Below are 25311 nucleotides of genomic sequence, written 5' to 3' on the forward strand. Positions count from 1 at the left end.
GTCTTGCCATGGTCAACGTGACCAATGGTCCCAATGTTGCAGTGCGGCTTGGTACGCTCAAACTTTGCCTTGGCCATCGCTCTATTCCTGTTATCCGACCAGTGTTTTCAGCAGCCCCTTGCGGGCCCGCCGGTTGAGTTAGACGGTCCGGAACCCAAATCCGCGCCGCGCCATTGCAGCGCCGTTCGCATCATCGCGTACCGTGGACGAGGTGCCTGAAGGCACGTCCGCCCTGTTAAGCTGGAGCGGGTGAAGGGAATCGAACCCTCGCAACCAGCTTGGAAGGCTGGGGCTCTACCACTGAGCTACACCCGCCGCTTTGCGTTTTACTCCAATAACTTCCACCAACCTATTGATGCCAATGCATCTTTCGGATGGCGTGGAGATGGTGGAGGGGGCTGGATTCGAACCAGCGTAGGCGTACGCCAACGGATTTACAGTCCGTCCCCTTTAGCCACTCGGGCACCCCTCCAACCGGGCCCCTCGATTAACGAAGGGATATCTGCCCGTCAATGGAAAAACGCGACAAAAGCCCCGTCATCGCCCCCTTCCCTCGAACTGAAATGAGGTTCGGCGGCAATGTTGTTGCTTCTGACGGCGCGCACTATAAGGGGCGCCATGACCAGACGCAAGCCAGATGCCCGCAACCCGCAACGCCCCGCTTCCAAAGGCGGTTCGGGTCCCAAAAACCGTAGCCCGGAGGGTCGCGAGCGCTCGGATAAGCGTCCCGGCAAGCCCAGCGGCAAGCCCGGAACCAAGCCGCCCGCGAAGGGTGCCGGCGCGAATCGCACGGGCGCGCCGCGCCCCTGGGAGATCAACAGCGGCCGGCGCGACGATGCCCGCAGTGGTGGCGAAGGCCGTCCCGAGCGGGATGCCCGTCCGGATCGTGGCCCCCGCCCCCAGGGCAACCGGCCCCAGGACAGCCGTCCGATGGGTGGCGGCCGTCCCGGCCCGCGCGCCGAACGCCATGTCACCGATACCGGCGAGCGCCGCCCTGATCGCGGGGCCGACCAGCGCGGCACTGGCCCGCGGCCCGACCAGCGCAGCTTCGATCGCCGCAGCTCGCATCATCGCGGCGACCTGCCGGTCTGGCTCTACGGCACCCATGCCGTCCTCGCCGCCCTGAACAACGACGACCGTTATGTCCGCCGACTGGTGCTGACGCGCGAGACCCGCGACGCGCTGGGCAGCGACATGCCGATCCCGGCCGTGCAACCCGAGATTCTCGACAAGCTGAAGATCGACAGCCTGCTGCCGCCCGGCGCGGTGCATCAGGGTATCGCGGCCCTGGTCGATCCGCTGGATGACGGTGGCGTCGAAGGCCTGAAGGAACCGCTGGAACTGGAGAGTGGCCGCGAGGTCGTGCTGCTGCTCGACCATGTCACCGACCCGCGCAATGTCGGCGCCATCCTGCGGTCTGCCGCTGCCTTCGGCGCACGCGCCGTGATCGTCACCGACCGTCATGCGCCCGAAGCCACCGGCGCGCTGGCCAAGGCTGCTTCGGGCGGCCTGGAGATGGTGCCGCTGATCCGCGTCACCAACATGTCGCGCGCTCTCGACCTGCTGGCCGAATACGGCTTCTGGCGCGTCGGCCTGGAAATGGAAACCGACAAGACGCTGGCCGATGCCGTGAGCGACATCCGCCGCGTGGCGCTGGTGCTGGGCTCGGAAGATGAAGGCCTGCGCCGCCTGACGCGCGAGAAGTGCGATTTCCTGGCCAAGCTGCCGATGACCGGCGCGGTGGAAAGCCTGAACGTGTCGGCTGCCGCCGCGATCGCGCTCTACGAATGCGCACGCGGCTGACCGCCGCCCATCATCGCATCCCATAAAAAAGGCCGGAGATCTCTCCGGCCTTTTTTCATTGCCCTTGCAACCGTGATTACGACGGCGAGCCGTCGCCCATCTGGGACTGCAGGTAATTGTGCAGACCGACCTTGTCGATCAGGTCGAGCTGGGTTTCCAGATGATCGATATGCTCCTCGGTATCGTCGAGGATTTCGGTGAGGATCGTGCGGCTGACGTAATCCTGCACGCTTTCGCAATGGGCGATGGCAGCGACCAGGTCGACGCGGCCCTTGCGCTCAAGATCGAGATTGGCGCTCAGGCCTTCCGGCACGGTCTCGCCGATCTTCAGCTTGCCCAGGTCCTGCAGGTTCGGCACGCCTTCGAGCAGCAGCACGCGCTCGATGATCTTGTCGGCGTGCTTCATCTCCTCGATCGACTCTTTGTATTCATGCTGGCCCAGCCGCTCGAAGCCCCAGCTCTTCCACATGCGCGCATGCAGGAAATACTGATTGATCGCGGTCAACTCGTTCTTCAGAACGCCGTTGAGATGCTGGATGACCTTCTTGTCGCCCTTCATGGGAGCTCCTTGCGCCAGAGTCGCGACTCAATACTGTCGCTGGTTGGCACGAGGCTTACGCCCGCCCTCTCGAAGGCTCAAGAAAAATGCGTGAAATTACGAGTTAGTCGCAAAGATTCCGCGACTTGGCTCAATTCCGGTGCGACTTGTTCGCGATAACCGCGCGACTGCGCATCATGCGCAGGACCGTCAGGCTCGACAGCACCACGCCCAGACTCGCGAGCGCGAACAGCAGCAGTTCGGTTTCGCTGGCCTGGCTCAATCGGCGCCCTCCATGCTGGCGACGGCGACCTGCGGCATCATGCAGGCAGCGCCATGCTGATGTCCGCTCTTGTGTTCGTTGATCATGCCGCGCACCTCCGGCACGCATTTGCCGCATTGCGGACGGTCGGCCAGCTGGCGATAGACCGACGCCACCGACTTGCAGCCGCCGGCAATGGCGCTGCGCACATCGCCATCCGTGAAACCGTGGCAGAGGCAAATATACATCGCGGCCTCTTAATGCAGCTGCCGCACCGGCTGCAGCGCGGACTCCGTCCGGGCCGCGCGCGGGCGCGTGCGATAAGGCAGGTCATGACCGCTACCGGCGAGGCATTCGGCCAGTTCTTCCAACGGGCTGAGGAAAGCGGCGACGCCGTTCTGACGCACCAGCCAGGGCGCCATGGCGCGCGCGGCGGCCGGCGCGCCGTTCTGCAGCGCGGCCACGATCGAGATCACGCAGACCTCGTCGGCGGCCAGGCAGGGGCAGCAGGCCTGATGATGCACGATGGTGCGGCGGGCATGGCGGCTGAGCGCGGTGAGCGCCGCATCCAGCGCGATCAGCGCCGGCCGGGATTCGGAGCGGCGGAACTGGCGGTCAAATTCGCGGGCCAGCATCGGCAGATGCTCGGGCCCGGAGACCCAGCGACGGAACGCCCAGACCACCAGGCGTTCGCCTTCGGTCAGCTCCTGCACGCTGGTCGGCCAGGCACCCTGCCCTCGGCTTTCAGTCTGATCCGGACCGGCAAGAACACCGGCATACTCGCCCATTGCCACGCGCAAACCCGCTCTGCAAATCATTCTCAGATACGGTTTTAGCGATCTTGCGAGTGATTATCAAGTGCCTTTTTGGTGATCTTATCCCGGGACTTGGCTTGCCCGGCCGGAATGCCTCGCGTAAACAGGCGCCCGGGCGCCCATATCCACGATCCGGGCCGGATTAGCTCAGCGGTAGAGCAGCGGTTTTGTAAACCGAAGGTCGGGGGTTCAATCCCCTCATCCGGCACCATTTCCTCAGTCCAGCACCTCAATCCAGCTGGGGCGCTCCCATCACAAACCAGGCCCGGGTGATTTTGCCGCTGGCCAGTTCGTAGATCGCAATCACATCCACCCTGCCCGGCCCTTCGGGAAATGTCCGCGTCACGACTTCGCGGTCGACCACCGTATTGCCAGTACTCATGCGCTGGATCAGCTTGCCGAACAGGTTGGGTTCCTCAAAGCGCATGACATGGCGCGCACGGATGGCAGCCGCACCGCTGGCCAGCAGCGTATCGGGATGCGCGAAAACCTGCGCGTCCTCGGCCCAGAAAAGCATGAAGGCGTCGATGTCCTTCGCGTTATAGGCGTCGAGCTGGCCCTGAATGACGGCTTCGTTGGCGGCGGTATCGGTGATCATCGTTGCGGGCTCCTTCATCGAGTCGAACCCTAGCCATCATGACAGGAATTGGTATCGCGGAATTGTAGCGCTGCAATCTGAAGCGCGCGGGAGTCGTGGCTTGAAAAAGCCATAAAGCGCGGCTCTAGTCCCGCCATGCTGCGCCACCTGATTCTTCCTGCCTGTCTTCTGCTCCTGATGCCTATAGCGCAGGCCTCGACGCCGGAATCCTGGCACAGCCTGCTGATCAATGCGGGCCAGCGCTGCACCGCCGCCAGCGGCCTGCTGGAAGCCAAGGCCAGTGCCCAGCCCGCCGATTTCAACGACGAGATCCTGATCCTGGTCACCGGCATGTGGCCGCAGCCGCACATGAAGCAGACATCGGCGCAGATGCTGTGCCGCTACAGCAAGACAACCGGGATGGTGCAGATCATCGAAGTGCCAACCGACTGGCCGCGGCAGTTGATGCTGGCGGAGTGATCACGCGTCCAGCAGCAGGTCCTTGGCGCGGTTGATCTGCGCCGCCAGATAGGTCGATCCGCCCTGGTCGGGATGGAATTTCTTCATCAGTCGGCGATGCGCCGCGCGGATATCGGCATCGGATGCACCCGGCTTCAGTCCCAGCACATCCCAGGCCTGGTCGCGCGTCATGCTGCCGCCACTCGCGGCCCCAGACATGGAATCCGCCGCCTCGCCCGCATCGCCGCTGGCGGCGCGCTCACGCCAATCCTCCCCCACGGTGCGGTCGAGATAGGATTCCAGCAGCGCGGCGCCCTGGTTGTCGGCGGCGCGGCAATCGCGCAGCAGCAGGATCAGATCCTCAAAGCCGAGCGAGGATAAACGTCTCGTCGCATACCGCCCCTGCAGCACCTCGCCATCCATGCGGCCGGTGCCGTGATCCAGATGCATGCGCAGCCAATGCGTCTCCACGCTGGACTGCTGCCCGCTGCCGCCAGTCATGCCTGCGTCAGCCGGCGCCTCGTTGCCGGTGCGGGCGCGCTGCCAGCCCGAACCGAGGCCGCGACCATGGAACAGTCCGCTAAAGGGGATCAGGCCGCGCGGCAGATACCCCAGCGAGGCAGCCGCACCGGCCGCCATCAGCATGGCCGCGTCAATACGGCCGCGCAGCAGGAAGAACAGCGCCAGCCCGCCGCAGACCACGGCGCCGATGATCTTGAGGGCGCGCGCCAGAAATTTCGGATCGGCATTGACGAAGCCGCGGGCGCCGAGCATCAGCAGCACGACAAACACCACGCCGATGGCGAACCAGGCGGCCATCAGCGCATCTGTCCGATCAAGGCGCGCACATCCTGTCCGGATGTGCGACCATAATTTTCCAGCGCCCGGAAGCCGCCGGCGGCATAGGCCGCCACGGCCGACAGCAGCGCGCGCAGCGTCGCGGCGCTGGAGGCATCGAAGGCGCAATAGGCGCCGCGGGTCAGCCGCGCCATGTCCTGGAAGCAGGCCTTGGCCAGCGGCTCCTCGCCTTCCTGGAAAGCGAAGATCGGCACGCCCAGCAGGGCGAGTTCGCCAGCGCGCTGCGCCACATCGTCATGGGCTTCTTCCAGACAGTCACCGACATAGACCAGCGCATTGACCTTGCGCTCGCGCGCCTCGCCCATGGTGTGCTTCAGCACGCGCTCGATCTGGGTATGGCCGCCGACGCATTCGACCTGGCGCATCAGGCGCAGCATGGCATTGGCTTCCGCCACCCAGGGCGAAGCCTTGCATTCGCCATGGCCGCGAAAGAACACAAGCTGGATTTCGAGGCCGCCCAGAGCGGCGGCGGTACGGAACATGTCGGCCTGGATGCTCTGCGCCTCCTGCCAAGTGGCGCGCCGGCTGGCGGTGGCATCCATGGCAAAGACCAGACGCCCGGGCTGGCCGCCCTGCGGGGCGGGCTTGGGGCTCAGGGCCACCTGCCGCAGGAAGGCATCCACCTGCTGGCTCGAGGCTTTGACCGGGGTCCGGTTATCCGTGCTCATGCCCACAGGATATAGGGATGGCCGCCCTAAAGCAAAATGGCCTGAAAACGCAAAACGCCGCCGGTTGACCCGGCGGCGCTGCGGAAAACAGTCCGTAAGGACGGCTCACTCTTCGGTGAAGGCTTCCTCGCGCTTCTTCCGGATGGTCGGCAGCAGCACCACGACCAGGCCAAGCACCGCCATACCCAGCATGGTGGCGCTGATCGGCCGTTCGATGAAGACCATGGCGTCGCCACGGGACAGCACCATGGCGCGACGCAGATACTCTTCCATCATCGGACCGAGGATGAAGCCGAGCAGCAGCGGCGCCGGTTCGCAGTCCAGCTTGGACAGCACGTAGCCGATCACGCCGAACAGGGCCATCAGGTAGACGTCGAAATCGGAGTTGTTCAGCGAGAACACGCCGATGGCGCAGAAGACCAGGATGGCCGGATACAGCAGATGATACGGCGCCGTGAGCATACGCACCCACAGTCCAATCATCGGCAGGTTCAGCACGACCAGGAACAGGTTGCCGACCCACATCGAGACAATGATGCCCCAGAACAGCACCGGCTGTTCGGTCATCACCTGCGGGCCCGGCTGGATGCCCTGGATGATCATCGCGCCGATCATCAGCGCCATCACCGGGTTGGACGGAATGCCCAGCGTCAGCATCGGAATGAACGAGGTCTGCGCGCCGGCGTTGTTGGCGGATTCAGGCGCGGCCACGCCCTGGATGGCGCCCTTGCCGAAGTTCTTCGAGTTCTTCGATACCTTCTTCTCCAGCGAATAGGCCGCAAACGAGGCCAGCATGGCGCCGCCGCCCGGCAGGATGCCAAGCGCCGAACCCAGCGCGGTGCCGCGCAGGACCGACGGCGTCATGTCCTTGAAGTCCTGCCACTTCGGCCACAGGTTGGTGATCTTGCGGCTGAAGACGTCGCGGGTCTCTTCGTTTTCCAGGTTGCGGATGATTTCGCCCAGGCCGAACATGCCCATGGCGACGATGACGAAGTTGATGCCATCGGCCAGTTCCGGTACGTCGAAGGTGAAGCGCGGCGTGCCCGAGGTCACGTCAGTGCCGACCAGACCAAGCAGCAGGCCGACCAGGATCATGGCAACTGCCTTGAGCAGCGAACCATGCGCCAGCACGACCGAGGCGACCAGTCCCATCACCATCAGCGAGAAGTATTCGGCGGGGCCGAACTTGAGCGCGATCTCGGCCAGCGGCGGCGCGAACAGCGCCAGCAGCATGGTGGCTACGGTGCCGGCGAAGAAGGAGCCAAGCGCCGAGGTCGAGAGCGCAAGACCCGCCCTGCCCTGCCTTGCCATCTGATAGCCGTCCAGCGCCGTCACCACCGAGGATGACTCACCAGGCAGGTTGATCAGGATCGCGGTGGTCGAACCGCCGTACTGCGCGCCGTAGTAGATACCGGCGAGCATGATCAGCGCCGAGACCGGCGGCAGGCCGAAGGTGACCGGCAGCAGCATGGCGATCGTGGCCGTCGGGCCGAGGCCCGGCAACACACCGATCAGGGTGCCGACAAACACGCCGCCGAGGCAGTACAGCAGGTTCATCGGCGTCATCGCGACTTCGAGGCCGATATAGAGATTAGAAAGCAGTTCCATGGCTCGTTACTCCTCAGCCGCCGAGCCACGGCCCGCGAACCGGCATCGGCAGGCCCAGGGCGTAGACAAAGACTACAACGCAGAACACGGCCAGCCCGAGGGCCAGCACAATCGTCGGCTTCCAGTTGAACCGCTGGCTGGCGACCGCGCTGACACAGACCAGCACGGCCGTCGCAACCGGCACGCCGGCGGTGCGCACCAGCAGGCCGAACAGCATGGTGGAGATGGTGACCAGAACCAGCCCCTTGAGCGTAAAGCCCTTCGGCGGCTCTTCAGTGACGGCAATGCCACGCACGCCGATGACGAGGCCGATGCAGATCAGGATGCCTGCCAGCACAATGGGAAAATATCCGGGCCCCATGCGGCGCGCGGTACCGAAGCCGTAATCCCGGGCCAGCCAGATAAAGGCAATGCCAATCAGGATGAACAGCAATCCGGCATAGAAATCTTTTGGACTGCGAATAAAGGACATGTCTCCCCCTGAGCCGTGTCATCGGCTGCCCCAGCCGGTTTTGACCGGGGCAGACTTTGTACAAGGGGCGCCCGGCCTACAAAAGGCCGGACGCCCCATCTTTTACGTCAAAGATATATAACGATTCAGTCAGCGTATTCGCCAGCGGCCTTGATCACCGGCGCCCACTTCTCGATCTCAGCCTTCAGGAACGGACCCAGCGCCGCCGGGGTGGCGCGGTTCTGCGCGACCGGTTCGGTGCCAAGCTCCTGGAAGCGTTGGACGACGTTCGGATCCTTCAGCGCGGCCTGCAGGGCCGGCACCAGCTTGTCGATGGCAGCCTTCGGCGTGCCCTTCGGGGCATAGAGGCCATGCCAAATCGCCACTTCAAAGCCCTTAATCCCGGCTTCGTCCATGGTCGGCAGGTCAGGCAGCGACGGCACACGCGTCTTGGTAGTGACGGCATAGGCCTTGATCTTGCCGCCCTTGATCTGGCCGGTGGTGTTGGTGGTCTGGTCGCACATCAGGTCGATCTGGCCGCCCAGCAGGTCATTCATCGCCGGGCCGGTGCCCTTATAGGCGACAGTGGTCATCTGCGCCTTGAGCGCGCTCATGAACATCAGGCCGCACAGATGCGAGGCTGCGCCGACACCGGCATTGCCATAGGACACCTTGTCCTTGTTCTGCTGCACGTAAGCGACGAGTTCCTTGAAGTCCTTCGGCGGCAGATCCTTCTTCGCCACCATGGTCATCGGCACGTCGGTGATCAGGCCGATCGGCTCGAAGTCATTGATGGTGTCATAGGGCAGCTTGCGATACAGCGTGGCGCTGGTGGCATGGCCGATATGATGCAGCAACAGTGTGTAGCCATCGGGAGCGGCGCGCGCCACGCGACCGGCGCCCAGCGTGCCGCCGGCGCCGCCGACGTTCTCGATGATGACCTGCTGCTTCAGCGTCGTACCCATCGACTGGGCAACCAGACGGGCGACCGTATCGGTCGGACCACCGGCAGCAAAAGGCACGACGACAGTGATCGGCTTGTTGGGATAGTCCTGCGCCTGAGCGGCGGTGCCCAGAAGCAGCAGGCTGCCAGCGAGCAGCGAAAGTGTTTTTTTCATAGTATCTCCCTGTCGTTAAACCCCCGGCGCCCCTACGGCTCCGACCCTAATTTCCGTTGTATAAAGCACAGATTGCCGGCCGCCTCCAAGTAAAACCCAAGAAGGATTTTTCCTTGTGCGGTGCAGCAATGACGCCGTTTAAGGCAGATCACTCGTCAGTAATCAGATTGAGTCCGACCAGCAGCGCCCGCACCTCCTGACGTGCCGCAGTCTGCGCCATGCTCAATCCTGCGGCACCCCCCGACAGGCTGGTGCGATCAAGGTCCATCAGAGTCAGTCCAGTGAGGAAAAGTTCGCGGAAAATCACGCGTTCAGAGAGGCCGGACAGGAAACGAAACCCGATGCGCTTTTCTAACGCCTCAAGAACATGGCCGACATTGCGCTTGTTGCGGGCATCCAGATGCGACAGCCGGTTGCGGATCACCACCCAGTCGACGCTCTGGCGGTCGCGGGCCAACCTTTGCTTGCGCTGTTCCCACACCATCACCGCGTAGCGGCTCGGCTTTATCACCTTCAACGTGTCTGGCTCGATGGTGGCCAGCAGATCGACATCAATAAAGCTGTCATTCACCGGCGTGATCAACAAATCGGCATGAGAATGGCCGATGCGCGCCAGATTGGTATCGCTGCCCGGGCAATCGACCAGGATGAAATCATAGCGCGGGGCCAGCTCGGCGATGGCCGATGTGAAGCGCGCCGCTTCCTCGGCTTCCGCCTCAGGTCGGTTCGGGAGTTCGCTTTCCGTGATTACCAGATGCTCGGGCATGGCGAGCCGCAGGCCGTGCTTGGTGATGAAGGCCTGCCGGTTCTCCAGATAGCGCGTCAGCGTGCGCTGCTTGCCGTCCAGGTCGATAGCGGCGACGCGGCCACCCTCGGTGAGCAGCGCGATCAGGATATGCATCGAGGTAGTCGACTTGCCCGAGCCGCCCTTCTCGTTGCCGACGACAATGATGCGTGGCCGCTGCTGAGCGGTCATGGGCGAACTCCAAATACAGGTACAATAAAATTATAGCAGGCCGAGAGAGCGCAGCTCGGACAGAAGCTCCGGCGGCAGCTCGGCCGCACCCTTGCCAGCCTTGGCCACGTCGCCCGGGGCATCTTCATCTTCCAGATAGCGCCAGCCCTGATGCGGCCGGCGCGGCTGCGGCAGCACCGGAATCAGTTCGGTCTTCATCACGATGCCGCAATGCGGCCCCTTGTTCTCCAGCACCGCCTCTTCCAGGCGCACGATGGGGCAGCGCACAGCGATGTAGCCTTTGACGATCCAGTAGAGTGAACCGCCGGCCAGCACTTCCTCGGCGCGCTTGGGCATGTGTCGCGTGTAATGCGTGAAGGTTTTGCCGGCCTTGCGGCGCACCTTCATGCGCTCCTGGAAATGTTCGATGCTGTCGATGCCGACGGCGATCTTCAGAAGATGGACCGGCACAATGGAATTCTTGGGGGAAGGCTTCTTCACAGGCATTTGGACTTCAACGCCCGCGCCACGCTGGAGGCCGGCGGCCGGCCGAGCCGGTCGGAGATCCACCAGGCGGTCTGCACCAGCTTCTTCAGATCGACGCCGGTCTCGATGCCCATGCCGTCCAGCATATAGACCACATCCTCGGTGGCGACATTGCCCGTCGCGCCCGGCGCATAGGGGCAGCCGCCGAGGCCGGCGACGGAGGCATCATGTCGCGTGATGCCGCATTCCAGCGCCGCCAGCGTATTGGCCAGCGCCTGACCGTAGGTGTCGTGGAAATGCACGCCGAGATTGGCCAGCGGCATCACCTTCGCGCAGGCCTCGATCATCGCCTTGACCTTGCCGGGCGTGCCGACGCCGATGGTGTCGCCCAGCGCCACGTCATCGCAGCCGATATCATGCAACTGCCTGGCCACCTTGGCGGTCTGTTCCGGGGCGATGGCGCCCTCGAAGGGACAGCCGACCACGACCGAGACAAAGCCGCGCACCTTCACGCCGTCGCGCTTGGCGGCATCCACCACCGGGCGGAATCGCTCGATGCTCTCGTCGATGCTGCAGTTGATGTTCTTCTTGGAAAAGCTTTCGCTGGCGGCGGCGAAGACCCCCACCGCTTCGGCACCTGCGGCGAGCGCGCCCTCATAGCCCTTCATGTTGGGCGTCAACACCTGATAGACCACGCCGGGCCGGCGCTTCATCTGCGCCATCACCGCTTCATGGTCACCCATCTGCGGCACCCATTTCGGTGATACGAAGCTGGTCGCCTCGATATGCTTCACGCCGCAATCGACCAAACGGTCGATCAGCTCGACCTTCACATCGGTCGGCACCACGCCCGGCTCGTTCTGCAGCCCATCGCGCGGCCCAGCTTCCCACAATGTGATCTTGGACGGCAGCGCCATGCTCAGGCCTCCGTTTCCAGATTGAGCAGCACGGCACCCTCGGGCACCTGATCGCCGGCGCGGAAATTCACCTTGGCGACAACGCCCTTGGCCGGCGCGCTGATCGTGTGTTCCATCTTCATGGCCTCGAGGATCATCAGCGGCTGGCCCTTCTCGACCTTCGCGCCTTCTTCCACCAGCGCCTGCACGATCTTGCCCGGCATCGGCGCGGTCAGATGGCCGCTGCCACCCTCGTCCAGGTCGCCGGCCGCGCGCGGATCGATCACTGTCAGCCGGTGCGTTTCACCCGGCAGCATCACAACGAGTTCCTCGCCTGCATGCACGATGCCGGCGCGCAGGCGGCGGCCATCGATCACAGCATTGAGATTGCCGTCACCATCGTGGCTCCCCTCCACGGTCGCCTCGCCGGCGGGGCCATGCACGCGCAGCACATCGCCGTCCAGATATTCAATCCGGCAGGTGACATCTGCGTCGCGCTCGCGGATCACCAGTTCGTCCCAGCCCTGGTCATTCATGCGCCAGCCGTTGACCTGTGCCCAGGGCGACCAGCGGTCGCTACTGTGGGCCAGTTGGCGCGCCATCGCCGCGCGGCGTTCCAGCGTGACGGCCAGCGCCGCCACTGCCAGCACAGCGGTCGAGGCCGGCTGCAACGCGGGCAGCAGGTCGGCACGGAAGCGTTCGATGAAGCCGGTATCGAGATCGCCACCGACAAAGGCCTCATGGCCGGCCAGCGCCATTAGGAAGGCCGTGTTCGTTGTCACGCCGGCAATCTGGTATTCGCTCAAGGCCTGCTTCAGACGACGCAGCGCCGAGCGGCGATCGGTATCCCAGACGATCAGCTTGGCGATCATCGGATCATAGTAAGGCGTGACGGAGTCCCCTTCCCGCACGCCGGTATCGATCCGCACATGGCCATCCACCGCCGGGGCGCGCAAGCGATGCAGCGTGCCGACGGAGGGCAGGAAATTCTTCTGCGGATCCTCGGCATAGATGCGGGCTTCCACCGCATGGCCGCCGATCTTGAGCTGGTCCTGTGCCAGCGGCAGCTTGCCGCCGGCGGCCACATCGAGCTGCCAGGCCACCAGGTCCTGCCCGGTGATCATTTCAGTGACGGGATGCTCGACCTGCAGGCGCGTGTTCATTTCCATGAAATAGAAGCGGTCATGCCGAAGTCCATCCGAGACATCGGCGATGAACTCCACCGTGCCGGCGCCGACATACCCGATTGCCTTCGCCGCCGCGACCGCCGCATCGCCCATGGCCTTGCGCATGGCCGGCGGCATGTCGGGCGCTGGCGCCTCTTCCAGTACCTTTTGATGCCGGCGCTGCACCGAGCAGTCGCGCTCGAACAGATGTACCGCATTGCCATGGCTGTCGGCGAAGACCTGGATTTCGATATGGCGCGGCTTCACGAGATATTTCTCGAGCAACACCTTGTCGTCGCCAAAGGCATTGGCACCCTCGCGCTGCGCGCCGGCCAATGCCGCGGCAAACTCCTTGGCGGAATCCACGCGGCGCATGCCCTTGCCGCCGCCGCCCGCCACCGCCTTGATCAGCACGGGATAGCCGATGCGCTCGGCTTCTTTCGCGAGCAGGTCCGGCGATTGGTCGTCACCGTGATAGCCCGGCACGACGGGGACCTTGGCTTTTTCCATCAGCGCTTTCGCCGCGCCCTTCAGGCCCATCGCCTCGATAGCCGAAGCCGGCGGCCCGATGAAAACGATGCCGGCCTCCTTGCAGGCCTTGGCGAAGCCGGCGTTTTCAGAGAGGAAACCGTAGCCCGGATGGATGGCCTCGGCGCCGGTCAGCTTGGCGGCGGCAATGATGCGCTCAGGCAGCAGGTAGCTTTCGCGCACCGCCGCGCCGCCGATGTGGATGGCCTCGTCGGCCATGGCAACGTGAAGCGCCCTGGCATCGGCATCGGAATAGACGGCGACGGTGGCGACACCCATACGCTTCGCCGTCCGGATGACACGGCAGGCGATCTCACCGCGATTGGCGATCAGGATCTTGCGGAACACTGTCTACTCCACTCTCAGCGCGCCCAGTTCGGCTTGCGCTTGTCAAAGAAGGCCGCGAGGCCCTCCTGCCCTTCCGGGCTGGCGCGCCGATCGGCGATATTCTGGGCCGTGAACTGCATCAGCTCGTCATCCACACGGGCATGGGCCACGCGGAAGATAAGCAGTTTTGAATCGCGGATCGCACCCGGCGCCCCCAGCAGCAGGGCGGCAACATACTCTTCACCGCGCGCCGCCAGCGCCGCCTCATCGACCACCACCTCATGCACCAGGCCGATGCGGCAGGCGTCATCAGCATTGAAGCGTTCGGCGGTGAGGAAATAGCGGCGCGCCTGACGCGGGCCAATGGCAGCCACCACATAGGGTGAAATGGTCGCCGGCGTGAGGCCCAGCCGCACTTCGGTGAGCGCGAATTTCGCATCCGCGGTCGAAACCACCATATCGGCGCAGGAGGCCAGACCGGTGCCGCCGGCCACGCAGTTTCCGTGTACGAGCGCGATGGTCGCTTGCGGCAGATCGTTCAGCTTTTTCAGCATGCGCGCCATGTTCATGGTGCTGGCGCGGTTCTGCTCGGGCGTCGCCTGACCGGACTTGCGCATCCAGTCGAGATCGCCGCCCGCCGAGAAGCTCTTACCATTGCCTTTCAGCACCACCACGCGCGCATCGGTATGACCGGCAATCTGGTCCCAGATCGCCGTCAGGCGTTGCACCACGTCGTCGTTGAAGGCGTTGTGAATCTGCGGCCGGTTCAACGTCACCGTGGCAACGCCACGCTGGTCGATATCGAGGAGGACAAGCTCGTCTGACATACTGTCCCTCACATCCGGAAGACGCCGAACTTCGTCGGCTCGAACGGGGCGTTATGCGCAGCGCTCAGACCCAGCGCCAGCACGGTGCGGGTATCCATCGGATCGATGATGCCATCATCCCACAGGCGGGCCGAGGCATAGTAAGGATGTCCCTGGCGGTCATACTGCGCGCGGATCGGGTCCTTGAAAGCCTCTTCCTCGTCCTTCGACCACTTGCCGCCGCCAGCCTCGATGCCGTCGCGCTTCACGGTCGCCAGCACGCTAGCCGCCTGCTCGCCGCCCATCACGGAAATACGCGCATTGGGCCACATGAACAGCAAACGCGGCGAGTAGGCACGGCCGCACATACCGTAATTGCCGGCGCCATAGGAGCCGCCGATGATCACGGTGAACTTCGGCACCTTCGCGGTCGACACCGCCGTGACCAGCTTGGCGCCGTCCTTGGCGATGCCGCCGGCCTCGTATTTCTTGCCGACCATGAAGCCGGTGATGTTCTGCAGGAACAGCAGTGGGATATTGCGCTGACAGCAGAGTTCGATGAAGTGCGCGCCCTTGAGCGAGCTTTCCGAGAACAGGATGCCATTGTTGGCGATGATCCCGACCGGATAGCCGTGGATGCGGGCAAAGCCGCAGACCAGGGTCGCGCCGTACAGCTTCTTGAACTCGTCGAATTCGGAATCATCAACCAGGCGCGCGATGATCTCGCGCACGTCGAAGGGAATGCGGCTGTCCTTGGGGATCACGCCGTAGAGCTCAGCCATGTCGTAACGCGGCGGACGCGGCTCGCGCACATCGCCCGAGACCTGCTTCACCGTGTTGAGGTTGCCGACAATCTTGCGGGCCAGGCCCAGGGCGTGGGCGTCGTTCATGGCGTAATGGTCGCTGACGCCGGACGTGCGCGCATGCACGTCGGCGCCGCCGAGTTCCTCGGCTGACACCACCTCGCCGATCGCCGCCTTCACCAGCGGCGGGCCAGCCAGGAAGATGGTGCCCTGGTTCTTCACGATGATCGACTCATCCGACATCGCCGGCACATAGGCACCGCCGGCCGTGCAGCTGCCCATCACCACCGCGATCTGCGGGATGCCGGCCGCCGACATGTTGGCCTGATTGTAGAAGATGCGGCCGAAATGCTCCTTGTCGGGGAACACCTCGTCCCAGGTCGGCAGATTGGCGCCGCCGGAATCGACCATGTAGATGCAGGGCATGCGGTTCTGCATGGCGATTTCCTGCGCCCGCAGATGCTTCTTCACCGTCATCGGGAAATAGGTGCCGCCCTTCACCGTCGCGTCGTTGCAGACGATGACGCATTCGCGCCCCGCCACGCGGCCGATGCCGGTAATCACGCCGGCGGCATGAATATCGCCGCCATACATGTCGTAAGCCGCGAATTGACTGAGCTCGAGGAAGGGCGTGCCGGGATCGAGCAAGGTGCGGACGCGGTCACGCGGCAGCAACTTCCCGCGCGACAGATGCTTTTCACGGGCCTTGTCGCCGCCGCCCTGCTTGATCAGGCGGACCTTGGCTTTCAGATCGTCGACCAGCGCCTGCATCTGCGCCGCGTTGTCGCGGAAGGCCGCCGAACGGGTATCGAGTTGGCTGGTAAGAGCGCTCATGGCAGAGGGTCTGCTTCTCGTTCTCGGGGCTGTTGTTTCATCGACCATGCCAGCGCCCCGGCAGGGCTGCAAGAGGCCGGGCCGGGATAATGGATGCAGGCTTTCCCGGCAGGTGCTAATTTGGCCTATCTATCGGCGCCATCGACAAAAACTATGGGAGGAAACATGGCCGGCAAAGGCTTCGATCTCAGCGGCAAAGTGGCACTGGTCACGGGCGGCAATGGCGGCATCGGACTGGGCATGGCGGAGGGTCTGGCGCAGGCCGGCTGCGATCTGGTGATCTGGGGCGGCAACCCGTCCAAGAACGCCGCCGCCGAAACCAAACTGAAGGCACATGGTACCCGGGTGCTGGTCCAGAAGGTCGATGTCGCCGACGAAGCGCAGGTCGAATCCGCCTTCGCCGAAGCACTCAAGACGATGGGCCGCATCGACGGCTGCTTCGCCAATGCCGGCGTCAGTCAGGCACGGGCCAATTTCCATGAACTCACCACGGCGGAATGGCGACGGGTGCTGTCGGTCAACCTCGACGGCGCCTTCTTCACCATGCGCGCCGCCGCCCGCCATATGGTCGAGCGCAGCAAAAAAGGCGATACGGCCGGAGGGCGTCTCGTCGGCATGGCCAGCACGGCCGGCGTGCATGGCGCGGCACGGGCCCAGTCCTATGCGGCCAGCAAGGGCGCAATGCTGTCGGTGATCCGCGCGCTCGCCACCGAGATGGCGCGCTACGGCGTCACCGCCAATTCGATCCTGCCTGGCTGGATCGAGACCGAGATGACCGCCAACGGCATCGCCGATCCGAAATTCAGCGGCAACGTGCTGCCGCGCATTCCGATGCGGCGCTGGGGCCAGGGTCAGGACTTTGCCGGCATCGCCGTCTACCTGATGAGCGACAGCAGCAGCTATCACACCGGCGACAGCTTCGTGATCGACGGCGCCTACACCATCTTCTGACGGGCTGCTGCTTCCGTGGCCGCCTTCATGCCCAGCCATTGCATGCGGACCACGCCGGCGAGGATGAGAATCCCCCCGGCGATCTGCTGCAAGGTGAAGCTGCTGCCGAAGAACAGCGCCGAGACCACCACGGCAAAGACCGGCGCCAGGCTGCTGTAGAGTGTCGCCACCGGCACACCGACATGGCTGACGCCGTAATTCCAGAACAGGATCGCCAGTCCCGCTCCGCCCAGACCGAGCCAGAGCAGCATGCCGATGGCCGGCAGCGGCGGCACGTCGGTCGGCACGCGGCCGGGACTGATCGAGGCCAGCACGATGAACAGGCCGCAAATGAGCGTGCCGCCGACCAGCGTGGTCAGGCAGGTGGCGCGCATGTTGCTGAAGCCGCGCGGCGCCAGCCAGCTCTGCACACGCAGCGAATACCAGCTCCACAGGATCATGGCGAAGACCAGCAGCACTTCGCCCACATAGGGATAATCGCTGCCCATGCTGCCGGCTTTCGGCCGAGCCGCATCCAGCGCCACCAGCGCCGCCCCGATGATGGCCGCGATGGCGGCTGGCCAGAAGCCGCGCGCCAGCGGCACCCGCAGCATGGCGCGCGTCATCGCGGCAGCCACCAGCGGGCTGCAGCTCATGGCGATGGCGGCGCGCACCGGCTCCGACATCATCACCCCGATGGTGTAGCAGATCGAGAACAGGCCCATGGCGATGCCAAGCCGGATCACCTGCGTCCAGGGCACCGGCGCGCGGAACGGCGAGGCGCGGTCGAAGACAAACGCCATGGCGATCAGCAGCGGCGCAGGAATCAGATAGCGGATGGCCGAGATGAAGAACGGGTCGAGATAGCGCGTCGCCAGGGCATGCGTCATCGGGATCATCGCACCCCACATCAGGGCGGTGACGATCAGGCCGGTTCCCGCCAGCAATCCACCCGTCGGCTTGTCGCTCATCGCTTCTTGCCGAGCCAGCGGTCGATATGGTCAATGCGGTCGCTGCCCCAGAACATTTCATCGTCGACGATGAAGGTCGGTGTGCCGAAGGCCTGAAGCTCAATCGCTTCGGCGGTGGCGTCCAGCACATGCTGGCGCGCCACCTGATCTTCCGCCGCCTTGGCGATCTCGGCTTCGGGAACGCCGGCGGTATGGACCACGGCCTTCAGGTGCTCGGGCTTGGCGATATCCTTGCCCTCGCCCCAGTATTGCTTGAAGGCCGCCTTGGCGAAAACCACCGCCTTGGCCGGATTGTTTTCTTTCAGCCGGTAGAACAGCAGGCGCGGCAGCTTCACATCCGTGGGAAACGGATCGGGCGTGGTGACGATCGGCAGACCGAACAGTTTCGCCGAGCGCGTCCAGTCGTGCATCATGTGATCCATCTTCACTTTGGAAAACGGCGTGCGATCCGGGATCGCCTTCCACAGATGCCCCAGAGAGATCGGCCGCCAGTCGACGCTGCGGCCATGCTTCTGCGCCACCGCCTCGATCAGGTTCGCGCCGATATAGGCATAAGGCGAGGTGAAGTCCCAGTAGAAGCGGATCGGATTGGCCACGGCGATATCCTCTCTATTTTTTGATGTTACCAGCCGCCGCGCTGCAGCCAGCGGTCGATCTGGTCGAGACGGTCGGCGCCCCAGAAGGGTTCGCCGTCGACAATGGTGAAGGGCGAGCCGAAGACGCCGCGATGCTGGATCGCGTCTTCGGTTACAGCGCGCAGCTTGTCCTTGATCGGCTGGCTTTCGATGCCGGCCATGAAGGCCTTGCGGTCGATACCGAGCGAGGCCGCGATATCGCCGACCGTCTCAGGGGCGGAGATGTCTATGCCATCGACGAAATAGCTGCTGTAGACCTTTTTGATGAAGGCGACGACCTTGTCGGCATGGTCCTGCTGCAGCCAGTAGACGCCGCGGCCAGCCGCCTGGGTCGGCACCGGGAATTTTGCCGGCATGTTGAACTGGATGCCATGCTCGCGCGCACTGCGCTTGAAGTCATGCGTCGAATATTTGCCCTTCATCGGATACTGAGTCAGCGGCTGCGTGCCCTCGTTCTTGAACACGGCGCCCAGCAGCATGGGGTGCCAGTTCACACTGCGGCCATGCTTGCGCGCAATCTCCTCGATACGCTGCGCGCCGATATAGCCATAGGGCGAACCAAAATCGAAATAGAAGTCCAGTGCGGCTGCCATCTCCGCTCCTCCTCTTTTTTTATTTTTAACTCAATCGAACCCGAAGGCGCGGCGGAAGCCGCGCAGGATCGGATGCTCCTCCGGTTCCAGCTCGATACCGACAGAGGTGATGCGGTCGTTGCGGATCTCGCGCACCACCAGTTCCACCGGCCCCAGCCGCACACGGTCGCCGACGACCGCACGATGGCGTAGACGCCGGCGCAGATGCGCGCCGACCGGCTCTTTGCTGTCCTTCTCGTCCACGGGGATGCCGTAGATAACCGAAAGCTCGCCCATCAGCGTGTCGCCGGTCAGCACGAATTCGCCGAACACTTCCTCGCCGCGTTCGCGCAGGCGACGCGCCTTCACCTGCTTGCGCGCGGTGAACAGGCGGTCGAGTGCAAAGAACTGTTCGGGCGGCGCCAGCACCAGCAGGTAGTCGCCGGGCTCGACATTCTCCAGCTTGGTGCGGTCCATCACCGTGCCGTCGCGGATCACCGAGATAATGCGGCAGCGTCGCGGCAGTGGCAGTTCGGCGAAGCGGTAGCCGAGTACAGGCGCATCGGCCTCGATGCGGTAACTGGCGATATCGCGATCCTGCATCGAACCCAGGTCGATATCGGCGGTGCGTGCCACGGCTTCAGGTTTCGGCGGCAGTTCGAGGCCGAAGAAACGTGCCACCGGGCCGATGGTCCAGCCCTGCAGGGTCAACGAGGCGACGACGCAGACGAAGGCCGCCGTCACATAGAGTTCGGAATGAGGCAGCTTGGCCAGCACCGGGATGGTGGCCAGGAAGATCGGCACCGCACCGCGCAGGCCGACCCAGGAAACGAAGCCGATCTCGCGCATGGTGTAGCGGAAGGGCAGCAGGCACATGATCACCGCCACCGGCCGCGCCACCAGCATCAGCACGCCGGCGACGATGCCGCCGCCGATGGCATAGGGCGTCATCTCCTCGGGCGTCATCAGCAGGCCAAGCAGCAGGAACATGACGATCTGGCCGAGCCAGCTCAGCCCGTCGTAGAAGCGCAGGATCACCTGGGCGCCGCGATGGCGCCGGTTGCCCAGGACCAGGCCCGCGACATAGACGGCGACGTAGCCCGAGGCCTGCACGTAATGCGCACCCGAGAAGATCAGCAGCGCGCCGGCCATGGCGACGATGGGATAGAGCCCACCGGCCACCGCCACGCGGTTGAACAGACCGACCAGCATGAAGCCGCCCAGGATGCCGATGATCAGGCCACCCGCCATCTGCGCGGTGAACAGCCCGGCCAGCAGCACCGGATCGGGCGCCTTGCCCAGGCGCAGCAGCTCGACGACCACCAGCGTGAGGAAGATCGCCATCGGGTCATTGATGCCGGACTCGACTTCCAGCGTGCCGCTGACGCGCTTCTGCAGCGCCAGCCCCTTCATGTTGAGCAGGAAGAACACGGCCGCCGCATCGGTCGAGCCGACAATGGCACCGATCAGGAAGGCTTCAAGCGGCGTCACGCCGAAAGCGTAATGAGCCGCCAGCGCCACCACGCCGGCCGTCACCACCACGCCGATGGTGGCCAGCACGAAGGCCGGCGCCACCACCAGGCGCACGGTGGAGAGATGCGTGCGCAGGCCGCCATCGAACAGGATGATGCCGAGCGCCGCCGACCCGACGGCATAAGTGAGCTGGTAATCGCGGAAGACGATGCCGCCCGGGCCGCTTTCGCCGGCAAACAGGCCGAGACCGAGGAAGACCAGCAGGAAGGGCACGCCGAACCGGCTGGAGGCCGAGCCGGCAAAGATGCTGACCAGGACCAACAGAGATGCGATGAAAAGGATCTCGTTGGCCTGGTTCAATACTGCTCCTTAAAGACCCCTTTTCGGGGCGTTCTGGTCTAGCTTCCGGTCAGAGCGCGGCTGATCACCAGCCGCTGCACATCGCTGGTGCCTTCGTAGATCTGGCAGACGCGCACGTCCCGGTAGATGCGCTCCACCGGGAAGTCGGCGAGATAGCCGTAGCCGCCGTGAATCTGGATGGCATCCGAGCATACGCGTTCGGCCATTTCAGACGCAAACAATTTGGCCATGCTGGCCTCTTTCAGGCAGGGCGCGCCGGCATCCTTCAGCCGCGCGGCATTCAGGATCAGCTGCCGCGCCGCCTCGATGCGGGTCGCCATGTCGGCCAGCCGGAAGGCCACCGCCTGGTGGTTGATGATCGCCGTGCCGAATGCCTGGCGCTGGCCGGCATAGTCCCGGGCCGCCTCGAAGGCCGCCCGCGCCATCCCGGTGGCCTGGGCAGCGATGCCGATCCGGCCTGATTCAAGGTTGGCGAGCGCGATCCGGTAGCCCTCGCCTTCAGCGCCCAGCAGGGCATCCGCACCCACTTTCAGGTCCTCAAAGACAATCTGGCAGGTATCCGAGCATTTCTGCCCCAGCTTCTGCTCGACACTGGCCACCCTGTAACCAGGTGTGTCGGTGGGAACGACAAAGCAGGAGATACCACGCTTGCCCTGCCCGGGATCGCTGACCGCGAAGACCAGCGCCACCTTGGCGATCGAGCCCGAGGTGATGAACTGCTTCACCCCGTTGATCACCCACCCGTTGCCGTCGCGCCTGGCCCGGGTCTGCAGGTTCGAGGCATCCGAGCCGGCCTGCGGCTCGGTCAGGCAGAAAGCGCCGATCCATTCGCCGCGCGCCAGCGGCTTCAGGTAACGCTCCTTCTGCTCGGCATTGCCATAGCGTAGCAGCGCTGCACATACAGGTGAATTGTTGACAGACATGATGGTGCTGATCGCGCCGTCTGCAGCGGCGATCTCCTCCAGCGCCAGCACATAGGAGACGAAATCGGCCCCCGCGCCGTCCCACTGCTCCGGCACGCCCATGCCCATCAGGCCCAGCGCGCCCATCTCGCGCAGCAGATCAACCGGCGGCTCGCTGCTGCGGTCGCGCGCGGCGGCGCCCGGCAGCAGCCGGTCGCGGGCGAAGTCCTGCGCCATGTTGCGGATCATCTGCTGGTCTTCGGTCAGCATGACGCTCTCCTAACGCTTTCTCGCGGTGACTTCGATCTCGACCTTCATCTTCGGGTCGATCAGCTGGATAACCAATGCGGTGGCCGCCGGCCGGGCAGTGGCGAAATACTTGCCACAGATCGGCGCGATCAGCGGAAAGTAGCTCGCATCGGTGATGTAGTAATGAACCCGCACCACATCATCCAGACTGGCATCGGCCTGTTTCAGGGCGGCGATGATATTCTGAAAAATCTGTTCCGTCTGGGCGACGACATCATCAACGATGGTCATCGTGCTGTAATCGTAGCCGGTGGTGCCCGAGACATGGACCCATTCACCATCCACCACCGCCCGCGAATACCCCATCGTCTTCTCGAAGGTCGATCCGGAGGAAATCAGGCGGCGCTGGCTCATGGGATTCCTTTGCTCAGTTCTTGCGTTCCGTCAGCTTGATCCCGGCGGCATAGGCCAGGACCTGTTCGGGCGTCAGCGGCCGGCCCGCGGTGGCGCAATAAACGCCGTCGAGCCGCAGGCTGCCCTCGGTCAGCGGCTCGTCGCGCGCCGCCGCCGGCTTGCCGGTATGGCCCGAAGTCTGCGCCTGCGGCTGGGCATAGAAGCCGAGCGCCACGCACTGCCGGGTGCCAAGATCGAAACGCCGGGTCAGCAGCGGACCTTGAGCGGTCATCACTTTCACGTCCTTCGGCTCGGCAGCCTTGGGCGTCGGCGCCTCCAGGCCTTTCAGCACGGTGGTAGCGAACTTGATCAGGTCGACCGGGCCGCTGAGATAATGATCTTCCTCGCTGAGATCGCGCAGCACGGCGATGGCGAAACTGCCTGCCGGTTTCTGCGCCTTCCACAGGTAGCGGTCGATGCGATAGCCCAGCGGCGAGGAAAAAGCCTCGGACATCTGCGGCGAGGGTGCGAGACCCTCGGCCTCCCAGCGCACCCGCTGGTCGGCGGCTTTCACATGTTCCCAGCGCGTGCCAGCGGTATTGCCATTGCCCGCCATGGCCGGCGCGGCAGCGGACAAGGCAAGAGCAAGGGCAGCGAGCACATGGCGGAAGCGCAGCCTCACGTGGTCTCCTCGAAGATTTCCCGGCCGATCAGCATGCGCCGGATTTCCGAGGTGCCGGCGCCGATTTCATACAGCTTGGCATCGCGCAGCAGGCGGCCGGTCGGGTAATCATTGATATAGCCGTTGCCGCCCAGAATCTGGATCGCATCGAGGGCCAGCTTGGTCGCCTTCTCGGCCGCGAACAGGATCGCACCGGCAGCATCCTTGCGCGTGGTCTGGCCACGGTCGCAGGCCTTGGCGACCGTGTAGACATAGGCGCGCGCCGCATTCATCTCGGTGTACATGTCGGCGACCTTGCCCTGGATCAGCTGGAAGCTGCCGATCGGCTGGCCGAACTGCTTGCGCTCATGAATATAAGGCAGCACCACGTCCATCGCGGCCTGCATGATGCCCAGCGGGCCGGCGGCCAGCACGGCACGCTCGTAATCCAGGCCACTCATCAGGACGTTCACGCCCTTGCCCACCTGGTTGAGCACGTTCTCTTCCGGCACTTCGCAATCCTGGAACACCAGCTCGCCGGTATCCGAACCGCGCATGCCCAACTTATCGAGCTTCTGCGCCGTCGAGAAACCCTTGAAACCTTTCTCGACCAAGAAAGCGGTGATGCCGCGTGCACCCGCAGCGGGATCGGTCTTGGCATAGACCACCAGCACGTCGGCGGTCGGGCCATTGGTGATCCACATCTTGTTGCCATTCAAGATGTAGCGGTCGCCCTTCTTTTCGGCGCGCAGCTTCATCGACACCACGTCGGAACCGGCATTGGGTTCGCTCATCGCCAGCGCGCCCAGATGCTCACCGGTGATCAGCTTGGGCAGATACTTCTTCTTCTGCTCGGCATTGCCGTTGCGGCGGATCTGGTTGACGCAGAGATTGGAATGGGCGCCGTATGAAAGCCCGACCGAGGCCGAGCCGCGGCTGACTTCCTCGACGGCGATGCAATGCTCCAGATAACCCAGGCCCGAGCCGCCGTATTCTTCCTCGACAGTGATGCCATGCAGGCCCAGATCGCCCAGCTTGGTCCACAGATCCCGGGGGAATTCGTTGGTCTTGTCGATGGCGTCGGCGCGCGGCGCCAGTTCGCTGTCGACAAAGCCGCGTATGGACTGGCGCAGCATATCGGCGGTTTCGCCGAGCCCGAAATCGAGCGTCGGATAGCTGTTGGAGATCATTGTTTTACCCTTCTCGGACGAGACTGCTGGCCGAAGCCTGAATCGGGGTGGCGAGAGTGTAGCGGATCGCGGCTCAGGATGCAGCCGGCGGGGGTGCGTCAGAACGCCCCGGAATGCACATCAGCGTCGATAATCCCGTGGCGCAGTGCAGCATCTTCCCCGATTTCTCGGCGAAGACATCAAAGCCGACCACCGTGAGGGTGCGGCCGGCGCGCGTCACCTGCCCGCGCGCGATCAGGCGGTCGCCATCGGCCGGCGCCATCAGGTTCATCTTGTACTCCACCGTCAGCCCCGAGGCATCGGCGGGGAACAGGCTGAAGGCAGCGTAGCCCGCGGCGGAATCAGCGATCATGCCGACAATGCCGCCATGCACGAAGCCATGCTGCTGCGTGAGGTCGGGCCGGCGCAACAGCATGAGTTCGCAAAAGCCGGGCCGCAGCACGGTCATCTCAGCACCGATCAGATGCATCGCCGGCTGGCGGCTGAAGCTGTCGCGCACGAAGGCTTCGAAGCCTGGATTCTGCGGCTTGAAATCACTCATGCGGCGGCCTCCCTGGGCGTGATCGGCGGCAAACCGAAGGCGCTGGCGATGCGCGCTGCAAAGGCTTCGGGAAACGGCCGCGACTTGCGCTTGATCAGGTCGAGGCACACGCCAGTCAATTTCGCCCCCATGATCTGCTTACCATCTGTCACCCGGATCAGGCGATGGCGGAACACGATCTTACGCTCGCCCAGGCTTTCCACGGTGGTCTCCATCTTCACGACATCGCCGCCGCGCAACTCGGCCTGATAGTCGACTTCCGACCGCACGGCAGCGACGCCGACCTGCTCGGCCTCGGATTCATCGCGCCCCAGCCCGTGCATGGCCCAGAGCGAAAAAGCGGCATCGCCGATCCAGCCCATATAGGAGCGCACGTTCACATGCCCCAGATGATCGCACTCCCAGGCCTGCGGCATCAGACGCAGGGTTTCGACATATCGTTCGGCCATTTGGAGGTCTCCCTTCCGGTTTTCCTT

General features: G+C 64.2%; 29 protein-coding genes and 3 tRNA genes. 4 read left to right on the forward strand and 28 right to left on the reverse strand.

All coding sequences use genetic code 11. From position 1 onward, the window contains the following. Nucleotides 1–241 precede the first annotated feature (241 nt). Nucleotides 242–315, reverse strand: a tRNA-Gly gene (locus AC1RRT_RS00005). Nucleotides 316–386: 71 nt separating this feature from the next. Beyond that, nucleotides 387–472 (reverse strand) — tRNA-Tyr (locus AC1RRT_RS00010). Between the two features lie 146 nt (nt 473–618). Here AC1RRT_RS00010 and rlmB point away from each other — a divergent pair. Next, nucleotides 619–1803: a 23S rRNA (guanosine(2251)-2'-O)-methyltransferase RlmB gene (gene rlmB / locus AC1RRT_RS00015; protein ID WP_493011587.1), complete on the forward strand. Its 1185-nt coding sequence runs from the start codon at nt 619–621 to the stop codon at nt 1801–1803. A gap of 76 nt (nt 1804–1879) precedes the next feature. On the opposite strand, the gene bfr is transcribed toward rlmB, so the two are convergent. From bfr to AC1RRT_RS00035, 4 genes are all read right to left on the reverse strand, one after another. After that, nucleotides 1880–2362 carry a bacterioferritin gene (bfr, locus tag AC1RRT_RS00020; RefSeq protein WP_493011588.1) on the reverse strand — a complete coding sequence of 161 codons (483 nt, stop codon included), beginning with the start codon at nt 2360–2362 and terminating at the stop codon, nt 1880–1882. A 130-nt stretch (nt 2363–2492) separates the two neighbouring features. After that, entirely contained in the window at nt 2493–2624 is a 132-nt protein-coding gene (locus AC1RRT_RS00025; RefSeq protein ID WP_493011589.1) for a hypothetical protein, read from the reverse strand. After that, nucleotides 2621–2851 (reverse strand): (2Fe-2S)-binding protein, encoded by a 231-nt coding sequence (locus AC1RRT_RS00030; protein WP_493011591.1) that lies wholly within the window; start codon nt 2849–2851, stop codon nt 2621–2623. The genes AC1RRT_RS00025 and AC1RRT_RS00030 overlap by 4 nt, the downstream gene beginning before the upstream one ends. Nucleotides 2852–2860: 9 nt before the next feature. Further along, complete coding sequence (locus AC1RRT_RS00035) at nt 2861–3397, reverse strand: hypothetical protein (protein ID WP_493011592.1); 537 nt, start codon at nt 3395–3397, stop codon at nt 2861–2863. A gap of 157 nt (nt 3398–3554) precedes the next feature. On the opposite strand from AC1RRT_RS00035, the gene AC1RRT_RS00040 reads away from it, so the two are divergent. Beyond that, nucleotides 3555–3629: transfer RNA gene (locus AC1RRT_RS00040), tRNA-Thr, on the forward strand. An 18-nt stretch (nt 3630–3647) separates the two neighbouring features. On the opposite strand, the gene AC1RRT_RS00045 is transcribed toward AC1RRT_RS00040, so the two are convergent. Beyond that, complete coding sequence (locus AC1RRT_RS00045; protein WP_493011593.1) at nt 3648–4016, reverse strand: nuclear transport factor 2 family protein; 369 nt, start codon at nt 4014–4016, stop codon at nt 3648–3650. Nucleotides 4017–4193: 177 nt separating this feature from the next. Here AC1RRT_RS00045 and AC1RRT_RS00050 point away from each other — a divergent pair, with 177 nt between their 5' ends. Then, entirely contained in the window at nt 4194–4475 is a 282-nt protein-coding gene (locus AC1RRT_RS00050) for a hypothetical protein (RefSeq protein ID WP_493011594.1), read from the forward strand. Here the strand turns inward: AC1RRT_RS00050 and AC1RRT_RS00055 are convergent, their stop codons facing one another. From AC1RRT_RS00055 to AC1RRT_RS00105, 11 genes are all read right to left on the reverse strand, one after another. Continuing rightward, nucleotides 4476–5273 (reverse strand): DnaJ domain-containing protein, encoded by a 798-nt coding sequence (locus AC1RRT_RS00055; RefSeq protein ID WP_493011595.1) that lies wholly within the window; start codon nt 5271–5273, stop codon nt 4476–4478. It abuts the gene before it with no gap. Beyond that, complete coding sequence (locus tag AC1RRT_RS00060) at nt 5273–5980, reverse strand: vWA domain-containing protein (protein ID WP_493011596.1); 708 nt, start codon at nt 5978–5980, stop codon at nt 5273–5275. The genes AC1RRT_RS00055 and AC1RRT_RS00060 overlap by 1 nt, the downstream gene beginning before the upstream one ends. A gap of 105 nt (nt 5981–6085) precedes the next feature. Next, the gene (locus tag AC1RRT_RS00065) at nt 6086–7588 is read right to left on the reverse strand and encodes a tripartite tricarboxylate transporter permease (protein WP_493011597.1); all 1503 of its coding nucleotides are present in this window, start codon (nt 7586–7588) and stop codon (nt 6086–6088) included. Between the two features lie 13 nt (nt 7589–7601). Next, the gene (locus AC1RRT_RS00070) at nt 7602–8060 is read right to left on the reverse strand and encodes a tripartite tricarboxylate transporter TctB family protein (protein ID WP_493011598.1); all 459 of its coding nucleotides are present in this window, start codon (nt 8058–8060) and stop codon (nt 7602–7604) included. 125 nt (nt 8061–8185) lie between these two features. Continuing rightward, nucleotides 8186–9157: a tripartite tricarboxylate transporter substrate binding protein BugD gene (locus AC1RRT_RS00075; RefSeq protein ID WP_493011599.1), complete on the reverse strand. Its 972-nt coding sequence runs from the start codon at nt 9155–9157 to the stop codon at nt 8186–8188. 148 nt (nt 9158–9305) lie between these two features. Beyond that, nucleotides 9306–10133: a division plane positioning ATPase MipZ gene (locus AC1RRT_RS00080; protein WP_493011600.1), complete on the reverse strand. Its 828-nt coding sequence runs from the start codon at nt 10131–10133 to the stop codon at nt 9306–9308. Nucleotides 10134–10163: 30 nt separating this feature from the next. Continuing rightward, the gene (locus AC1RRT_RS00085) at nt 10164–10619 is read right to left on the reverse strand and encodes a DUF1489 family protein (protein ID WP_493011601.1); all 456 of its coding nucleotides are present in this window, start codon (nt 10617–10619) and stop codon (nt 10164–10166) included. Continuing rightward, complete coding sequence (locus AC1RRT_RS00090) at nt 10610–11515, reverse strand: hydroxymethylglutaryl-CoA lyase (protein ID WP_493011602.1); 906 nt, start codon at nt 11513–11515, stop codon at nt 10610–10612. The genes AC1RRT_RS00085 and AC1RRT_RS00090 overlap by 10 nt, the downstream gene beginning before the upstream one ends. Nucleotides 11516–11517: 2 nt before the next feature. After that, complete coding sequence (locus tag AC1RRT_RS00095; protein WP_493011603.1) at nt 11518–13536, reverse strand: acetyl/propionyl/methylcrotonyl-CoA carboxylase subunit alpha; 2019 nt, start codon at nt 13534–13536, stop codon at nt 11518–11520. A 14-nt stretch (nt 13537–13550) separates the two neighbouring features. After that, on the reverse strand, nt 13551–14342 hold the full coding sequence (locus tag AC1RRT_RS00100) for an enoyl-CoA hydratase-related protein (RefSeq protein WP_493011604.1): 792 nt from the start codon (nt 14340–14342) through the stop codon (nt 13551–13553). Nucleotides 14343–14350: 8 nt separating this feature from the next. Continuing rightward, nucleotides 14351–15958 carry a carboxyl transferase domain-containing protein gene (locus AC1RRT_RS00105; RefSeq protein ID WP_493011605.1) on the reverse strand — a complete coding sequence of 536 codons (1608 nt, stop codon included), beginning with the start codon at nt 15956–15958 and terminating at the stop codon, nt 14351–14353. 165 nt (nt 15959–16123) lie between these two features. Here AC1RRT_RS00105 and AC1RRT_RS00110 point away from each other — a divergent pair, with 165 nt between their 5' ends. Further along, on the forward strand, nt 16124–16909 hold the full coding sequence (locus AC1RRT_RS00110; protein ID WP_493011606.1) for an SDR family NAD(P)-dependent oxidoreductase: 786 nt from the start codon (nt 16124–16126) through the stop codon (nt 16907–16909). Here AC1RRT_RS00110 and AC1RRT_RS00115 read toward each other — a convergent pair. The 10 genes from AC1RRT_RS00115 to AC1RRT_RS00160 form a co-directional block, all read right to left on the reverse strand. Then, on the reverse strand, nt 16894–17859 hold the full coding sequence (locus AC1RRT_RS00115; protein ID WP_493011607.1) for a DMT family transporter: 966 nt from the start codon (nt 17857–17859) through the stop codon (nt 16894–16896). The two genes, AC1RRT_RS00110 and AC1RRT_RS00115, sit on opposite strands and share 16 nt — an antisense overlap. Continuing rightward, nucleotides 17856–18455: a 2-hydroxychromene-2-carboxylate isomerase gene (locus AC1RRT_RS00120; RefSeq protein WP_493011608.1), complete on the reverse strand. Its 600-nt coding sequence runs from the start codon at nt 18453–18455 to the stop codon at nt 17856–17858. Before AC1RRT_RS00120 ends, AC1RRT_RS00115 begins: the two co-directional genes overlap by 4 nt. A 26-nt stretch (nt 18456–18481) precedes the next feature. Next, entirely contained in the window at nt 18482–19087 is a 606-nt protein-coding gene (locus AC1RRT_RS00125; RefSeq protein ID WP_493011609.1) for a 2-hydroxychromene-2-carboxylate isomerase, read from the reverse strand. Nucleotides 19088–19117: 30 nt separating this feature from the next. After that, nucleotides 19118–20899 carry a potassium/proton antiporter gene (locus AC1RRT_RS00130; RefSeq protein WP_493011610.1) on the reverse strand — a complete coding sequence of 594 codons (1782 nt, stop codon included), beginning with the start codon at nt 20897–20899 and terminating at the stop codon, nt 19118–19120. A 38-nt stretch (nt 20900–20937) separates the two neighbouring features. Continuing rightward, nucleotides 20938–22071 (reverse strand): acyl-CoA dehydrogenase family protein, encoded by a 1134-nt coding sequence (locus tag AC1RRT_RS00135; protein ID WP_493011612.1) that lies wholly within the window; start codon nt 22069–22071, stop codon nt 20938–20940. A 9-nt stretch (nt 22072–22080) separates the two neighbouring features. Next, complete coding sequence (locus AC1RRT_RS00140; protein ID WP_493011613.1) at nt 22081–22464, reverse strand: RidA family protein; 384 nt, start codon at nt 22462–22464, stop codon at nt 22081–22083. A 13-nt stretch (nt 22465–22477) separates the two neighbouring features. Continuing rightward, nucleotides 22478–23125 (reverse strand): hypothetical protein, encoded by a 648-nt coding sequence (locus AC1RRT_RS00145; RefSeq protein WP_493011614.1) that lies wholly within the window; start codon nt 23123–23125, stop codon nt 22478–22480. Further along, nucleotides 23122–24294, reverse strand: coding sequence for an isovaleryl-CoA dehydrogenase (locus tag AC1RRT_RS00150; RefSeq protein ID WP_493011615.1), 1173 nt, complete (start codon nt 24292–24294; stop codon nt 23122–23124). The genes AC1RRT_RS00145 and AC1RRT_RS00150 overlap by 4 nt, the downstream gene beginning before the upstream one ends. A gap of 73 nt (nt 24295–24367) precedes the next feature. Beyond that, the gene (locus AC1RRT_RS00155) at nt 24368–24835 is read right to left on the reverse strand and encodes a PaaI family thioesterase (RefSeq protein ID WP_493011616.1); all 468 of its coding nucleotides are present in this window, start codon (nt 24833–24835) and stop codon (nt 24368–24370) included. Continuing rightward, complete coding sequence (locus AC1RRT_RS00160; protein ID WP_493011617.1) at nt 24832–25284, reverse strand: acyl-CoA thioesterase; 453 nt, start codon at nt 25282–25284, stop codon at nt 24832–24834. Before AC1RRT_RS00160 ends, AC1RRT_RS00155 begins: the two co-directional genes overlap by 4 nt. Nucleotides 25285–25311: the final 27 nt, after the last annotated feature.

Source organism: Ferrovibrio sp. GW821-FHT12B10 (assembly GCF_058807515.1).

Bases quoted from the DNA above. Each gene is read 5' to 3' on its own strand.
- rlmB (WP_493011587.1), top strand. From the start codon at position 619: ATGACCAGACGCAAGCCAGATGCCCGCAACCCGCAACGCCCCGCTTCC.
- bfr (WP_493011588.1), bottom strand. From the start codon at position 2,362: ATGAAGGGCGACAAGAAGGTCATCCAGCATCTCAACGGCGTTCTGAAG.
- AC1RRT_RS00030 (WP_493011591.1), bottom strand. From the start codon at position 2,851: ATGTATATTTGCCTCTGCCACGGTTTCACGGATGGCGATGTGCGCAGC.
- AC1RRT_RS00045 (WP_493011593.1), bottom strand. From the start codon at position 4,016: ATGATCACCGATACCGCCGCCAACGAAGCCGTCATTCAGGGCCAGCTC.
- AC1RRT_RS00050 (WP_493011594.1), top strand. From the start codon at position 4,194: ATGCCTATAGCGCAGGCCTCGACGCCGGAATCCTGGCACAGCCTGCTG.
- AC1RRT_RS00055 (WP_493011595.1), bottom strand. From the start codon at position 5,273: ATGGCCGCCTGGTTCGCCATCGGCGTGGTGTTTGTCGTGCTGCTGATG.
- AC1RRT_RS00060 (WP_493011596.1), bottom strand. From the start codon at position 5,980: ATGAGCACGGATAACCGGACCCCGGTCAAAGCCTCGAGCCAGCAGGTG.
- AC1RRT_RS00065 (WP_493011597.1), bottom strand. From the start codon at position 7,588: ATGGAACTGCTTTCTAATCTCTATATCGGCCTCGAAGTCGCGATGACG.
- AC1RRT_RS00070 (WP_493011598.1), bottom strand. From the start codon at position 8,060: ATGTCCTTTATTCGCAGTCCAAAAGATTTCTATGCCGGATTGCTGTTC.
- AC1RRT_RS00075 (WP_493011599.1), bottom strand. From the start codon at position 9,157: ATGAAAAAAACACTTTCGCTGCTCGCTGGCAGCCTGCTGCTTCTGGGC.
- AC1RRT_RS00080 (WP_493011600.1), bottom strand. From the start codon at position 10,133: ATGACCGCTCAGCAGCGGCCACGCATCATTGTCGTCGGCAACGAGAAG.
- AC1RRT_RS00085 (WP_493011601.1), bottom strand. From the start codon at position 10,619: ATGCCTGTGAAGAAGCCTTCCCCCAAGAATTCCATTGTGCCGGTCCAT.
- AC1RRT_RS00090 (WP_493011602.1), bottom strand. From the start codon at position 11,515: ATGGCGCTGCCGTCCAAGATCACATTGTGGGAAGCTGGGCCGCGCGAT.
- AC1RRT_RS00100 (WP_493011604.1), bottom strand. From the start codon at position 14,342: ATGTCAGACGAGCTTGTCCTCCTCGATATCGACCAGCGTGGCGTTGCC.
- AC1RRT_RS00105 (WP_493011605.1), bottom strand. From the start codon at position 15,958: ATGAGCGCTCTTACCAGCCAACTCGATACCCGTTCGGCGGCCTTCCGC.
- AC1RRT_RS00110 (WP_493011606.1), top strand. From the start codon at position 16,124: ATGGCCGGCAAAGGCTTCGATCTCAGCGGCAAAGTGGCACTGGTCACG.
- AC1RRT_RS00115 (WP_493011607.1), bottom strand. From the start codon at position 17,859: ATGAGCGACAAGCCGACGGGTGGATTGCTGGCGGGAACCGGCCTGATC.
- AC1RRT_RS00125 (WP_493011609.1), bottom strand. From the start codon at position 19,087: ATGGCAGCCGCACTGGACTTCTATTTCGATTTTGGTTCGCCCTATGGC.
- AC1RRT_RS00135 (WP_493011612.1), bottom strand. From the start codon at position 22,071: ATGCTGACCGAAGACCAGCAGATGATCCGCAACATGGCGCAGGACTTC.
- AC1RRT_RS00140 (WP_493011613.1), bottom strand. From the start codon at position 22,464: ATGAGCCAGCGCCGCCTGATTTCCTCCGGATCGACCTTCGAGAAGACG.
- AC1RRT_RS00150 (WP_493011615.1), bottom strand. From the start codon at position 24,294: ATGATCTCCAACAGCTATCCGACGCTCGATTTCGGGCTCGGCGAAACC.
- AC1RRT_RS00155 (WP_493011616.1), bottom strand. From the start codon at position 24,835: ATGAGTGATTTCAAGCCGCAGAATCCAGGCTTCGAAGCCTTCGTGCGC.
- AC1RRT_RS00160 (WP_493011617.1), bottom strand. From the start codon at position 25,284: ATGGCCGAACGATATGTCGAAACCCTGCGTCTGATGCCGCAGGCCTGG.